Source organism: Chryseobacterium gleum, from assembly GCF_900636535.1.
GTDB lineage: Bacteria > Bacteroidota > Bacteroidia > Flavobacteriales > Weeksellaceae > Chryseobacterium > Chryseobacterium gleum.
Map to the genome: position 1 here is coordinate 1,800,928 of NZ_LR134289.1, position 13,473 is coordinate 1,814,400.

Sequence of the window (13,473 nt, forward strand, 5' to 3'; positions counted from 1 at the left end):
TTTGGATAAAAAATTTGAATATTATTTTTGGTTTTATCTTAACTTAATATCCTAAACATAAATGATATGAGTTATAGAAATCTTGAAATTTACAAAATGGCTTTTGACTTATTTTTAAAGACCCATAAAGCCACCCATCTCCTTCCTAAATATGAACTGTTTGAATTAGGCAGCCAATTAAGGCGATCTTCAGATTCAATAATCACAAATATTGTTGAAGGTTATGGAAGATCCTTTTATAAAAATGATTACATTCGCTTCCTCATTTACAGCCATGCAAGTAATGATGAAACCATTAATCATTTAGAGAAAATTATAATACTATATCCTGATGTCTCCACGACATTTGAAACATTAAAAAATGAATATAATATATTAGGCGGAAAAATTAACTTTTATAAAAAATGGGTCATAGAAAATTGGAATAAAAATAATCTGCAGTAAAAAAATCGCGGACCAAAGACCACACAACTAAAAACTCCACGAACCACGCACCCCGAAAATGAAGAAGAAAAAACGTGAATATCAATCCTCCGAACTGGTAAAATCTTTTGCCAGAATGTATGGTTTTGAACATAAACTTATTGCTTTTGACATTAAAGATTTCCTTGAAGAATATCTTGACGAAAGTCTTTTCAAAGAAATCAGAAGCGTCAATATTGAAAATGAATGTATCATCATCAAAATTGATTCTCCTCTGTTGAAACATGATTTTAAAATGCGTAAAAGCTTTTATCTCAAAAAGTTTCAGGATAAATTTGGGGCAGAAAAGTTCCGTGATTTACAGATTTTATAAATTTTTAGGGCTTTAAAATATTATGTACAGAAATCGATATTAATTGATATATTTAACGAACAAAAAAATTAATATCATGAAAAAATCAATTGCATCAAAAAAACTGGCAAGAAAAACTTTAAGAACAATACAAGGTAGTGGTGTTGGAGAGATTTGCTGTGCCGTAAGCTGTGCTAATGAGAACGAATGTGCTTATTGGACAACTTTACCTGCAAAATGTCCTTTACTTCCTGTTTGTCTTTAAAAGTAAATTATAGAAAATGCTACCCGAGGGTAGCATTTTTATTTATTAATGTTCTTCTGATTTATTGGAAATCGTACTGCTCATCAGATCATCCGCTTTTTTATCGAGTCCGGAACTCAATGGCAGGAAAAACTTTAACGGATGTTTAATAAAATATCTGAAGATTTCTTTATAGATCTCACTTACCTGTCCGAAATTCATTTTTCTTGATCGGAATGCCAGGAACATCGATAAACTGAAGCTTACCAGAAAGTTGAAGAAACCAATCAGGAATACCGTTAGGAAAGATATCCAGAAGGTGTAGGAATCTACCGAAAAATCCTTTCCATATAACCCTAATGCAAAATTGCCGGCAGCAAAGGTAATATGCCTGATATCAAGATCCAGCCCAAAAAACATTCCGACTGGCGCAGTAGCACCCAGGAATACACCAAACCAGAAATTAGAGACAATACCCGGCCAGTTTTTAGCGTAATATTTTGACAATCCTTTTGCAAATTTCTTCCCGAAAAAGCTTCTGATAGACAGATTTTTAGCAATCCTTTCCGGAATCTGATAAAACACGGAATTGTTTCCGATATTTCCTGAAATAATCCCGGAAATAAATAGATAAAATCCGGCAATGCTGGCATGTAAAATCGCTTTGGATTTAAATGGATCAAGATCTTTTAGCAATTTATCAGACCTTTCTACAGCAAGATTCTGAGAAAAAAAGACATCCAGTCCGTAAATGATGGCAAGTGCTATGGGAAACGCCAGCAATACATTTCCTACAAAGGCAATAAACTGACTTCGGAATAATTTAGAAACCAAATGGGCAAATTCTGTATTATTTCTTTGGGCATTTCCTTCTTCAGACAGTACTTTTGTCATGGTAGCAGCCGTCATCGCAGGCTGTTTTGTTGCGAGCGTAAAGCCCATCAGATAAATCATCACAAACCCCATCGCATAATTCATAGAGTACAGAAAAGCATGCGAAAAATCACTTCCCGGGATATATCCGTAAAGCATTTTCAGAACACATAGTGCTCCTACAATAATTCCTCCACCACTTGCTTTATAGAACATCGTCATATACTCTTTACGGGTAGAAGTGATATAGTGTGTTCCGGTTTCTGCAGTATGATTCGTAATAAGATGGGAGATTAGTCTCGTGCTGTCATTGATCAGATCTGAAATATTATTTTTATGAGATTTGTAGTTCAGAATATTAAAAACAAGCTGTTTAGATTTTATAAGAACATCCTCATCAGTATCAATCACCAGTAATTGTGCGATCTCATAAATTCTTTCGGTCTGCTGGCGGATTTTCAGAAGGGATTGGTTAATCTTCCCTGAAATTCCGTATTTGGCAGAATTCTTAAAAGCAATATTAACAAACTCAAGGCACTGCTCTGTATAAATTTTGATCTGCTTATATCTGCTGTCTTTGGAATGCAGTTGTACATAGGGATCTTTTGCCAGATCCTCAGCTAATGTCTCCAGTTCATTCTGCAGGGCAAGAAACGGATTATCAAGATTTCTGTACTGCGGAGCCATTCTTACTACCTCTACTTCCATAGCCATTCCTGTAACCCTCCAGGAAAGGATATTCATAGAGAAAATGAGCTCTTTTTTCACATTAGGACGAATAATAAAATCCGAAGCTCCTAATATGTTTAAAAATTCATTAATCTCATTTTCAGGAAGATTATGCAGGTATTTCAGATCTTTTTTCGGCCGCAGGCTGACGTTATCAATCATGTACCACACCGTTTTCTCATTTTCAACAGGTGGCAGAACCTTGTTCAGAATTCTTTTTTTAAGTTCCGGAAAAAAGGCATTTTCTGAAAGAATATTAGCTTCTGTCAGAGAAAGGTTAAAAGGTCTTCCTCTAAAAATATTGTGAATATAATATTTAAAGTTCTCAGCAAAGTTGGGATTACTTCTGAAAAAATTGAGCACATCAGTAAAGTCCGCCTCTTTTATGGTTTCTAAAAACTCTGCAAAAGGCTCTAAAGAAAGAGTTTCGTTCTTAAAAGAAAAATATTTTTTAAGAACTGACTCAAAATTTGTGCTGGAATTAAAGAATTTCATTAGTACAAAGATACTATTTCAAACTCACATTCCTCATCTGTCTCATGATCCAATTGTGTTTCTTTCTTAAATACGGCGATGGATTTTTAGGATCATACTTCTTTGGATTAGGCAATACAGCGGCAATCCATGCTGCATCTGAGACACTTAAATCTTTGGAAGATTTTCCGAAATAATATTGAGCAGCTGCTTCTACTCCGAATACGCCCTGCCCCATTTCAATGGAATTCAGATATCTTTCAAGGATAATGTCTTTAGTCCATACTTTTTCGATGATGAAAGTATAAACAGCCTCCAGCCCTTTTCTCACCCAGCTTCTTCCCTGCCATAGAAATACATTTTTTGCCGTCTGCTGGGAAATAGTACTTCCTCCTCTTATTTTTTTGCCTTTCTCATTATATTTCATAGCCTTTTCGATTGCCTTATAATCGAAACCGTCATGATCAAAGAATTTCTGATCTTCAGATGCAATTACCGCCTTTTTCACATTGTTTCCCATTTCGTCATAGGAAATATAGTCTCTGTGCAGTTTTCCGTATTCAAAAAGTCCTCCTATCTGGGTAAGGGTAATTGGTGGATTGAAGAATCTGCCCCAGATGATAAAAACTACATTCAGTACAAGAATGATGAAGATAAGCTGTTTAATTTTTTTCCACATAACTTGATAAAAAGGAAAGGCAAAAATAAGCAAATACTGCGAGTTACTGCAATTCTTTCATATAAGTAAGCTGATAATCCGGTAAAAATTCAGGATGAAAGATCTTAATATAGTCTTTGAGAATCAAATCTGCTCTTACCACACCGCTTTCAAAGAAATCATTTGCCTTCAGTTTTTCTTTTCCGGCAATGGTATAAATTTTCCCTTTATTGAATACATCCAGTTTCCCATAGAAAGGATTCATACCCAGCATCTCTTTTTTTGAGGTGTGGCTTCCTGCATTTACCCAATACTGAACGTTTCCCGCTTTTGCATAAACTTCCTCAAAACTCATTGTTAATGCTTTTTCGTCTTTATTATCTTTCATGATATAATTGGCATTGGCATCTGAAATATAATGTGCTACGGAAGTATTTCCTCCCGGAAGATACCAGACATCTCCATACATCTCATTGGCAAGTACAACAGGTTTTTCTTTTGCTTTTGACGCGAGCTGCTTTAGGTCGTTATAGTTTTTCTCTACTTCCTGATATTTAGCTTCAGCCTCTTTCTCTTTTCCTAAAAATTCTCCGAAAATTTTAATATAGGCTGTTTTTTCTAAAGGTTTCTGCTCCATGTATTCATCCAGAAATATCACCTGAATACCGTTATTTTTCAAAAGTTCATAGGTATTGTCAAAACTGGCAATGTGATTGGTAAAAATAGCATCCGGTTTCATAGAGATGATCTTTTCCACATCATATTTCTGTTCACTTCCTACATTCTGAATTTTTCCCTCTCTAATCAGATTCTGAATTTTATCTGAATAAATATACTCCGGGCTGGAAACACCTATGATTACATCTTCTGCCCCAAGCTCCGAAATATAGCCCGCCATACTTGCATTCAACAGGATTATTTTCCTGAAAGGTGTTTGATTTTGCTTAAAACTGTAAGTGAAATTACCCGATTTTAGTTCCATGATACCATCATGCTCCTTAAACTGGGTACGAGCGGAGATATTTGTCCAGTCTGCGGACGAAATTTTTGATTCTCTTTTACAGGCAATTAGCGAGAAGACCGTAAATAAAAGTAAAATTTTCTGTTTCATGTTTCAAAGAACGGAAAAAAGTGGTATATTTGCAACCGTTAAACAACAAGTTAACAAATGGCCTCGTGGCGCAACTGAATAGCGCATCTGATTACGGCTCAGAAGGTTACAGGTTTGAATCCTGTCGAGGTCACAAATAGTCAAATAACGCCAACTGCATACAGTTGGCGTTATTTTTTTATTTTCTTATATTAATTCCTCTAAAGCCTTTAATTAAATTTCCAAAATTAAGTGTGCAAAAAAGGTAGTTATAAGGTAGTTATATAGTACAATTATCTATTGAAGACACTTGTTTTTTGTTCTTTATAGAAAAGTATTTTTGTTGGCTTCAGCGTATTCTTCATCTGAAACAGCTTTCAGCCATGTATTTTGATTGGTTTTCGGATTACCATTTGTTGCTAAATGTGAAAACCAGCTTTCGGCAGTTGCACCATGCCAATGCTCAACATTTGGAGCAATTTCTACAATATCACCAGATTTTAAACGACGCGCAGGTTTCCCTCTTTCCTGATATAAGCCTTCACCGCCAACAACAATCAAAAGTTGTCCTCCAGTATGACTGTGCCAATTATTACGACAACCCGGTTCAAATGTAACGTTGGAAATAGGAACATTTAAATCTTTATTACTTGTAAGAGGCGCCAGATATGACTTGCCAATAAAATATTGTGCAAAAGCAATATTTTCTTCACCTGTCGGAAAATCACTTATTGTGGGAATATTTGTTTTTATTTTGTTAGATTTTATTTTGTTTGAATTTACTTTATTTTGTATGATTACAGTTGGACTGAACACTAAAAGAATGATGATTAAATACTGTATCATTCAATTGTTTTTATGATTTTTGCAGGAATCCCTCCCGCCAAAACATTATCTGGAACATCTTTGGAAACTACAGCTCCAGCTGCAACCACAGCATTTTCACCAATTGTCACTCCAGGAAGAATGGTTGCACTGGCTCCAATCCACGCATTTTTTTTAATATGAATAGATTTTCCTATCAATCCTTTCCTGTGTTGAGGTGTTAAAGGATGATTTTCAGTTATCAGACTAACTTTCGGGCCGATTAACACATCGTCTTCAATCGTAATTCCGCCCAAAGTCAGAAAAGTACAATCAAAGTTAATGAATACATTTTTACCGATGTTGAGATGCTTTCCGTAGTTGATATAAATAGGGGTAAATACCGTCACATTCTCCAATTCTTCACCGACAATCTCACTTAATATTTTTAAAATCTCACCCGGTTCTGTGTAAGTATTTAATAGATTAAGTTTTTTTTTAACTTCATAGGAAGCTTGCAGCAATTTGTGAATTTCAGGATCATCAGGCATTATTGTTTCACCATTCCGAAGTCTGGTGAAAATATCTTTGTTAAAGCTCATTTTTAAATATTTAGAATATAAAAACGTTAAATCCGCCATTTTAACAAGCGGATTTAACTATTGCAATGTTCAATTATTTTAAATTCGTTCTGAAGAAATGATCCAGTTTTTCAAAAGGAATCACATCCACTTTGTCATATAAATCTACGTGAACAGCATTCGGAATAATCATCAATTCTTTCGGTTCCGCAGCCATTTTGTAAATATCTTCACTCATATATTTGGAATGTGCATTTTCTCCGGCAATCAGAAGCATAGGCCTTGGCGAAATTTCTTTGATATAACTCAACATCACCGAGTTGGCAAAAGACATCGAATTGGTTTTCGTCCAGCCTTTATTGGAGTTTAAAGAACGTTTATGATACCCTCTCGGCATTTTGTAATAATCAAAATAATCCTTTACAAACTGAGGTTCATCACCGTTCAATTTTTCAGGTAAATGGGTTGTCGGATATTCAGGCTTTCCGTTTTCAGCATCAACCCAACGTTGCAGACTCATTGTTTCGAAAGCTTTCTTGCGTTCTTCGGGAGTCATTTTATCATAATATCCTTTGGCACTCACTCTTGAAATATCATAAGCACTTGTTGTTGCTACTGCTTTCACTCGTTTGTCAGCAATGGTCGCATTCAACGCAAAAGTTGCAAAGCCACAGATTCCGATGATTCCGATTTTGTTTCGGTCTACATTGTGTTGAAGTCCTAAGAAATCAACTGCTGCACTGAAATCTTCCGTATTGATGTCTGGGGAAGCAATATCTCTCGGCTCACCTCCACTTTCGCCGGTATAAGAAGGGTCAAAAGCGATAACGGCAAAACCTCTTTCCGCCATTTGGTTGGCGTACAAACCTGAAGATTGTTCTTTCACCGCACCAAAAGGCCCGCTGATTGCCAACGCTGCTAATTTTTCTTTCCCAGTATTTTTGGGAAGATATAAATCTCCGGAAAGCGTTATTCCGTAACGGTTTTTGAAGGTAACGGCTTTCCGGGTTACTTTATCGCTTAATTTAAATGTATAATGTTCGTTTTGTTCGGTTGCATTCATTGTTCTTTGATTTGATTTTTTATTCTGCGCAAATGCCTGTCCGATGAAAACAAAGGACAAAGCCATCACTGCTGTTACTATCTTCATATCTGAATTTTGTATTAAAAATTATTTGTACAAAATTAGAAACAGCTGAATGATAACAGTTAATGATAATCAAACCAAAAATTAAGAAATTCAAACTTCTGTCAAACGAAATGCTTTTGGATTGGTGCCCGTTTGTTTTTTAAAGAAATTATTAAAATACGTCGGATAATCGAATCCGAGAGCGAAAGCAATTTCTGAGATATTCCAGTCGGTGTGTTGCAGCAATGCTTTTGCTTCTGTGAGAATGCGTTCTGTGATATGAGCCGTTGTAGATTTTCCTGTAATCTCTTTAACAGCACGATTGAGATAATTAACATGAACATTCAGGTTTTTCGCAAAATCCTGAGCTGATTTCAGCTGCAGAGATTGGTCTGTAGTTTCAATGGGAAATTGTCTTTCCAACAGTTCCAGAAAAACGGATGATAGTCTTGATGCCGCATTTTTATTCTGTTCGAAATCCTCTGCAGGTTCCAGCTTGAGAGATTCGTGAATGATAAGACTTATGTAGTTACGTATCAGTTCATCCTTATAAACATAATCACTTTCCTGTTCTGCAATCATCTTTTGGAAAATAGTATTAAGAAATTGTCTTTGTTCTTCGGTAATTTTCAGAACAGGCGTTCCACCAATTTTAAAGAAAGATGAGTGCTGTAAACTTTCAGAGCGTTCAGAATTCTTAAAAAATTCCTCGGAAAAAAGAATGGTATATCCTTTATAAGTCGTTGAAATCGTTTCCCAGGAATATGGAATATGCGGATTTCCGAAAAAAAGCACAGTTCCTTCCTGCTCGAAACTTTTATCGGAATAATGAATCTTACTTTTCCCGGTTGTAAGGCAGATTTTATAGAATTCTTTTCTGCTGTACACACGGGTTTCACTGCCATCCTGCTCAATCTGGAAGGCACGGAAACCCTTTAGTTTTAATTCACTATTAAACTCCGAAACAACTCTTTTTACCTTTTCTTTCATTTTTCAAAGTTAAGAAAATCAAACCATAAGTATAAGCACTAAAAATGTAGATTACCATAACTTTATTATTCTTCAGAATGTCAATCTTCATTTTTTTAAATACCTAAATTATATTGCAAGCCGTTTAAAGTGTATGAAAATTACCAATAAAAGTGAGCTTCATAAGTCTTGTTTAATTTGACTCAATCGAACCCAATCTTCGATAAAGGTATTTGAAGATACGCTCGTCCTGGTCACACTAAACTAAAAATCGCCAACTAAATGCAGTTCGCGATTTTTTTTATATAAAGAAACAATTTGTTTAAACCACAACTACTTTACCAACCGTCCTGCCCGACTCCAGTTGAAGGTGTGCTTTTTTTATCTCGTCAAAAGAAAATATTGTAGAGATATGTGGTTTAATAGTTTCATTTTCCAAAAGGGATGCAATCTCCTTCATATGTTCACCGTTTGATTTTACTAAAATAAAATAGCTATTGATACCTTTTGATTTAGCTTTTTCAGTTATCTCTTCATTCAGACCAGTAGGAATACTTATAATAGTTCCACCTGATTTCGTAACCTCAATAGAATTATTGATATTATTTCCACCAACAGGGAAAATTGAGCATTCCAAAAACTTCATCCCCAACTTTAAAATCTGAACTTTTACTTTTTTCCACAATACCTGAAATATCCCATCCCAAAATAAGTGGATGGTCTTTTTTCATCAGACCATACATGCCTTCTCCTTTTCTGGTTTTTGTGTCTACTGGATTAATGCTAATTGCTTTTACTTTTATCAAAACTTCATCCGGACGGGTTTCAGGAATCGGAAGCTCTGTATATTCCAATTGATCAACATCTCCGGGAGATTTTAATATGATTGCTTTCATTGTACTATAAATATTTACCAAGATTAAGCTCTACATCTCCATAGGTCTGCAATCCCTGATCCAGCAGCTTTTTGATTCTTGTTCTTGCTTCCGGTTCAGTTAATGATGCAAAGAAACGGGTTTGGGTTTCCATAATATGCTCATTTTTTGGAATGATTACCCTTTCATTCATAATGGATTTTATCGTTGTAATGATTTTTTTGTCAAATGATGCAATCCTATCTGCCAGATTTTCAACGAAAGTGTCCAGTTCATTATCAGGGAAAGCTCTGTTGATCCAGCCGTAATTCGCTGCTGTTTCCGCATCATAATCGTCACCGCTTAAGATAATTTCCAAAGCTCTTGCTTTTCCTGTTAACAAATGAAGACGCTCCAGCCCGCCTCCGCCGGGAAAAGAGCCGATTCCGATTTCAGGCTGGGTAAAAACAGCTTTTTCCCTGCTCGCAAAACGCATATCGAAAGCCTGAATAAATTCACTACCCAAGCCTCTGGCTCTTCCTCGGATAGAAGCAATGCTTACAAATGCTGCCTGCTCCAGACGTTTTGCAACATCAGGCCAGGAAATAGAAAGTCCTGTTTCTCCTGTTCCCTTCGGGAAATCAAAAATATTAACCAATTCAGCATGGGCAACATAGAAATCCGGGTTGCCGCTTTCGAAAACTACAACTTTCAGATTTTTATTAGCCTCCAACTCTTCCATCGTTATTCTCAGCTGAACTGAAAATTCTGGGTCGAATACATTTACCGGAGGATTATTGATAATCACTTTCCAGTAGCTTTCGCTTATTTTTTGTGTTGTAAAAATCATAGTAATAATTTTAATTGATGTAAATCTTTAAGACATATTTTTTTTGTCTGTTCAAAATTAATTGCACAAATGCTGGATTTTTAACACAAATCGGGGAATATCTTATACTTTTCTCTGATTTCTGATTTTGGTTGGAGAAATGCCTTTAACCTTTTTAAAAAATCTTGAAAAATAAGGAACGTTTGTAAAACCTAATTGATAAGCCACATCGCTGATATTCATATCTGTCTGGAGCAATAAAATTTCGGCTTGTTCAATCAAAAATTCATGAATATAGCTGATGGTACTTTTCCCGGTTTCTGCACGGAGAAGATCCGTAAGGTAATTGGAAGACATATTAAGTTCTTCGGCAACAGACGAAACGGTAGGGAAATTTAAAACGGGTCTGGATAAATCTTTATAATGATTTTGCAGTAAGCTTTTTAATTTTGAAGAAACTGAAACAGCTTTTGTTGCTTTATCTTTAAACTGCCTTTCATAAAAAACATCTGCGTATGAAAGCACGACATTTAACAGCGACAAAATAATAGAGGTGTTGGCATTAGCTTTATTTTCTGCCAATTCCATGTGAATTTTTGTAAAAAGCCATGTTATAGTCTCTTCCTCCTCCGCAGTCATAAACAAAGCATCATTGATTTCATAGCTAAAATATTTATACTGAAGGATTTTAGCAGCAACCGGATTTTGTTTGATGAGATCAGGATGAAAAACAAACGCATACCCATCCCAGAAAGTAAGACTGTCCCAGGAAACTACCTGTCCGGGCTCGCTGAAAAGCATCAATCCGTTCTCGGTATAATATTTATTGTTTCCGTAATTGATGTCTCCGGTAAAGTTTTTCTTTAAAGAAATCTTGAACAGATTCACCTGAATTTCACCGCTCACCTGCGGAAAGTTCGGGATAGCCTGCTTGCAGACCCTGCTGTCCATCAATGGATGCAGAGGAGCTGTGAGATTGAGATATTTATTATAGCTGTCTAAATCATTGAAAGTTTTCATAGAAGCAAAATTGCGAAATTGTTCTTATATAATCGTTTGGCTGTTTCAATTTTTTTTGTTGTCAATGATCAGACTTTCAACAAAAAAAATCCCGGACTAACCGGGATTTTAATTTCTTAAATATCAATTTATTTGATCTCTACAGGAACTGAGATTTTGTCCCAATCCATTGTGAATCCATTACTGTTTATTTTATAAACTAAAGTTTCCTGTGTTGCCGGTAAAGCTTTTGTTTTTACATCAACGCGTAAAGCATCTTTAGCCTGTTCGTATTTATAAGCTCCCCATTGTTTTGGCTCTTTGTTAAAAATTGCTGTCCAGGTTCCGCTTTGTTTAGGGATTAAGAAAAAACTGTATTTTCCGGCAGGCAGTTTTTTACCCTGAACGGTAATATCTTTATCCGTTTCGAAGGTAGTTGCTTCATTGGCTCCCGCTCGCCAGACTTTATCATAAGCTTCCAAACCACCCCAGATGGTACGTCCTTTTACAGAAGGGCTGCTATAGTTTATTGTAATGGTGGCATCTTTAATTTTTCCCGTAGCAGTAGCCGGAGGGCTGGCAGGTTTTTTAGTGTCCTGTGCAAAGGCATTCATTGAGATCGTCATCGTAGCAACAAGTACAGCTGCAGATTTAAGAATCGTTTTCATAATATTTTTATTTGTTTGTTTTTGTGATTGTTTGTTTACGAATTTACTGTTTTCTGCTTATAAAACAGCAATCCAATTGCAGAAAATATAATGACCGCTGCTGCCCCGATTACGTTAAGCCAGAGAAAGGAAACGATATCGAACTGATACACGGCAATAACCGCAATTTCTGATAAAATGGCAGCAATAAATACATTTGCACCGTTGATCTTTTTGTAATAGAATGCGACCAGAAAAATCCCCAATATCGGGCCGTAGAAAAGGGAGCCCAATACATTAACCGCTTCAATAAGGGAACCCATCTGAGTAGCAAACATCGCTACACCAATTGAGAAAATACCCCAGACTAAAGTGTGCAGGCGGCTGTATTTTAATTCGGTTTTCTCATCAGGAATTTCTTTACTGAATATCAAATGAACGTCTTTTAATGAGCAGGCAGCAAGGGAATTCAGCGCTGCCGAAATGGAACCCCAGCTGGCCAGGAAAATGACGGCAAACAGTAAACCGATCATCCCTGCAGGCAAGGTATTTTTTACGAAATACAGGAAAATGTAATTCGTATCCGTTTTCTCGGCATTATAGTTTGAATTATTGATTGCTTCCTCTACTCTGCCATGCAATGCTTTTACCTTCGTTTGCGTATCTTTAAAATCCTGAATGGCCTGTTTGAGTTGAGGAGCGTTATTTTCCTTCAGCTTTAGAATTTCTTTCGATTCTGCATTAAATTTTATTTGTAAATCGCGATGTTCTTTTTCAAAAACCGCAGCCTGCTCAGGCTGTCTTTCTTTTAAATACTGATAAGAGCGTTCATTAAAATAAATCGGAGCCGGTTTCAGAGAAAAGAAAGCGAAAAGCAAAGCACCGATCAGAAGAATAGCAAACTGCATCGGAATTTTAACCAAACCGTTTAGCAGCAGGCCCATTTTTGCGTTGGTATTATCTTTCGCAGTGATATATCTTCCCACCTGGCTCTGGTCCGTACCAAAGTAAGAAAGTGCCAGAAAAAACCCGCCAATCAATCCGCTCCAGATATTGTATTTGTCTTTCCAGTCGAATTCTGTGGTGATGACATTGAGCTTTCCGGATTTTCCCGCCAGATACAGCGCATCATTAAAGCCAATTCCATCCGGCATATTCTGAATAAGCAGATATCCTGCAAAAGCCATGGTTCCCAGGATAATAAGAAACTGTAATTTCTGGGTATGCGCAATTGCTTTTGCTCCGCCAACATAGGTATAAATCAACAGGATACCTCCGGTTAAAACATTCGTTAAATAAATATTCCAGTTTAAGACGCTTGATAAAATGATACTCGGAGCATAAATGCTGATTCCTGTTGACAAACCTCTCGAAAAAAGGAAAAGCAGTGAAGTGAGGACCCTTGTTTTCTTATCAAAACGGTTTTCCAGATACTCATAAGCTGTGTAGACATTTAAGCGCTGAAAAATCGGAATGAAAGTAATACAGATCACAATCATCGCCAGAGGCAGACCAAAGTAATACTGTACGAAACGCATGCCGTCTGTATAAGCCTGGCCCGGTGCCGAAAGAAATGTAATGGCACTTGCCTGTGTAGCCATAATTCCGATAAGTACAATGTACCAGGGCATTTTATTATCTGCTTTCAGGTAAGATTCGTTGCTTTTCTGGCCACGACCGATGAATACGCCGTAAACCACCACTGCAACAAGTGTAACAATAAGAACGGTCCAGTCTATAGTACTCATGCCCAGAATTTAGTAAACCAATAATAAAATGCGATCTGCAGTACTAAAACAACTGTTAATAGTATATACC

Annotated in this window: 16 protein-coding genes and 1 tRNA gene; 4 read left to right on the forward strand and 13 right to left on the reverse strand. The window is 36.3% G+C overall.

Annotated features, from left to right (window positions below; all coding sequences use genetic code 11):
- The first annotated feature begins 66 nt into the window (after positions 1–66).
- From EL165_RS08355 to EL165_RS25790, 3 genes are all read left to right on the forward strand, one after another.
- Positions 67–444: a four helix bundle protein gene (locus tag EL165_RS08355; protein WP_002977913.1), complete on the forward strand. Its 378-nt coding sequence runs from the start codon at positions 67–69 to the stop codon at positions 442–444.
- Positions 445–502: 58 nt separating this feature from the next.
- Complete coding sequence (locus tag EL165_RS08360; RefSeq protein ID WP_002977911.1) at positions 503–796, forward strand: DciA family protein; 294 nt, start codon at positions 503–505, stop codon at positions 794–796.
- A 76-nt stretch (positions 797–872) separates the two neighbouring features.
- Complete coding sequence (locus EL165_RS25790; RefSeq protein WP_002977909.1) at positions 873–1,040, forward strand: hypothetical protein; 168 nt, start codon at positions 873–875, stop codon at positions 1,038–1,040.
- A gap of 45 nt (positions 1,041–1,085) precedes the next feature.
- Here EL165_RS25790 and EL165_RS08365 read toward each other — a convergent pair whose 3' ends face one another.
- The 3 genes from EL165_RS08365 to EL165_RS08375 are packed head-to-tail and all read right to left on the reverse strand — an operon-like array spanning position 1,086 to position 4,864.
- On the reverse strand, positions 1,086–3,116 hold the full coding sequence (locus EL165_RS08365; RefSeq protein ID WP_002977907.1) for a recombinase: 2,031 nt from the start codon (positions 3,114–3,116) through the stop codon (positions 1,086–1,088).
- Between the two features lie 13 nt (positions 3,117–3,129).
- Positions 3,130–3,774 carry a monofunctional biosynthetic peptidoglycan transglycosylase gene (gene mtgA, locus EL165_RS08370; protein WP_002977905.1) on the reverse strand — a complete coding sequence of 215 codons (645 nt, stop codon included), beginning with the start codon at positions 3,772–3,774 and terminating at the stop codon, positions 3,130–3,132.
- A 43-nt stretch (positions 3,775–3,817) separates the two neighbouring features.
- The gene (locus EL165_RS08375) at positions 3,818–4,864 is read right to left on the reverse strand and encodes an ABC transporter substrate-binding protein (protein WP_041461425.1); all 1,047 of its coding nucleotides are present in this window, start codon (positions 4,862–4,864) and stop codon (positions 3,818–3,820) included.
- 59 nt (positions 4,865–4,923) lie between these two features.
- On the opposite strand from EL165_RS08375, the gene EL165_RS08380 reads away from it, so the two are divergent.
- Positions 4,924–4,997, forward strand: a tRNA-Arg gene (locus tag EL165_RS08380).
- A gap of 170 nt (positions 4,998–5,167) precedes the next feature.
- On the opposite strand, the gene EL165_RS08385 is transcribed toward EL165_RS08380, so the two are convergent.
- The 10 genes from EL165_RS08385 to EL165_RS08425 all read right to left on the reverse strand — a co-directional run bounded on the left by EL165_RS08385 (position 5,168) and on the right by EL165_RS08425 (position 13,403).
- Positions 5,168–5,689: a cupin domain-containing protein gene (locus tag EL165_RS08385; protein WP_002977902.1), complete on the reverse strand. Its 522-nt coding sequence runs from the start codon at positions 5,687–5,689 to the stop codon at positions 5,168–5,170.
- A complete protein-coding gene (locus EL165_RS08390; protein ID WP_041461674.1) occupies positions 5,686–6,249 on the reverse strand; it encodes a DapH/DapD/GlmU-related protein in 564 nt (187 codons plus the stop codon). Before EL165_RS08390 ends, EL165_RS08385 begins: the two co-directional genes overlap by 4 nt.
- Before the next feature lie 73 nt (positions 6,250–6,322).
- Positions 6,323–7,378, reverse strand: coding sequence for an alpha/beta hydrolase (locus EL165_RS08395; protein WP_002977898.1), 1,056 nt, complete (start codon positions 7,376–7,378; stop codon positions 6,323–6,325).
- A 90-nt stretch (positions 7,379–7,468) separates the two neighbouring features.
- Positions 7,469–8,347, reverse strand: coding sequence for a helix-turn-helix domain-containing protein (locus EL165_RS08400; protein ID WP_002977896.1), 879 nt, complete (start codon positions 8,345–8,347; stop codon positions 7,469–7,471).
- A gap of 301 nt (positions 8,348–8,648) precedes the next feature.
- On the reverse strand, positions 8,649–8,972 hold the full coding sequence (locus tag EL165_RS26570; protein WP_002977893.1) for a zinc-binding dehydrogenase: 324 nt from the start codon (positions 8,970–8,972) through the stop codon (positions 8,649–8,651).
- Entirely contained in the window at positions 8,929–9,222 is a 294-nt protein-coding gene (locus EL165_RS26575) for an alcohol dehydrogenase catalytic domain-containing protein (protein ID WP_002977891.1), read from the reverse strand. Before EL165_RS26575 ends, EL165_RS26570 begins: the two co-directional genes overlap by 44 nt.
- Positions 9,223–9,226: 4 nt before the next feature.
- Positions 9,227–10,030 (reverse strand): enoyl-CoA hydratase/isomerase family protein, encoded by an 804-nt coding sequence (locus EL165_RS08410; RefSeq protein ID WP_002977889.1) that lies wholly within the window; start codon positions 10,028–10,030, stop codon positions 9,227–9,229.
- A gap of 102 nt (positions 10,031–10,132) precedes the next feature.
- A complete protein-coding gene (locus EL165_RS08415; protein ID WP_002977887.1) occupies positions 10,133–11,029 on the reverse strand; it encodes a helix-turn-helix domain-containing protein in 897 nt (298 codons plus the stop codon).
- A gap of 128 nt (positions 11,030–11,157) precedes the next feature.
- The gene (locus EL165_RS08420; protein WP_002977885.1) at positions 11,158–11,676 is read right to left on the reverse strand and encodes a DUF2911 domain-containing protein; all 519 of its coding nucleotides are present in this window, start codon (positions 11,674–11,676) and stop codon (positions 11,158–11,160) included.
- A 35-nt stretch (positions 11,677–11,711) separates the two neighbouring features.
- Entirely contained in the window at positions 11,712–13,403 is a 1,692-nt protein-coding gene (locus EL165_RS08425; protein ID WP_002977882.1) for a sodium:solute symporter family protein, read from the reverse strand.
- Positions 13,404–13,473: the final 70 nt, after the last annotated feature.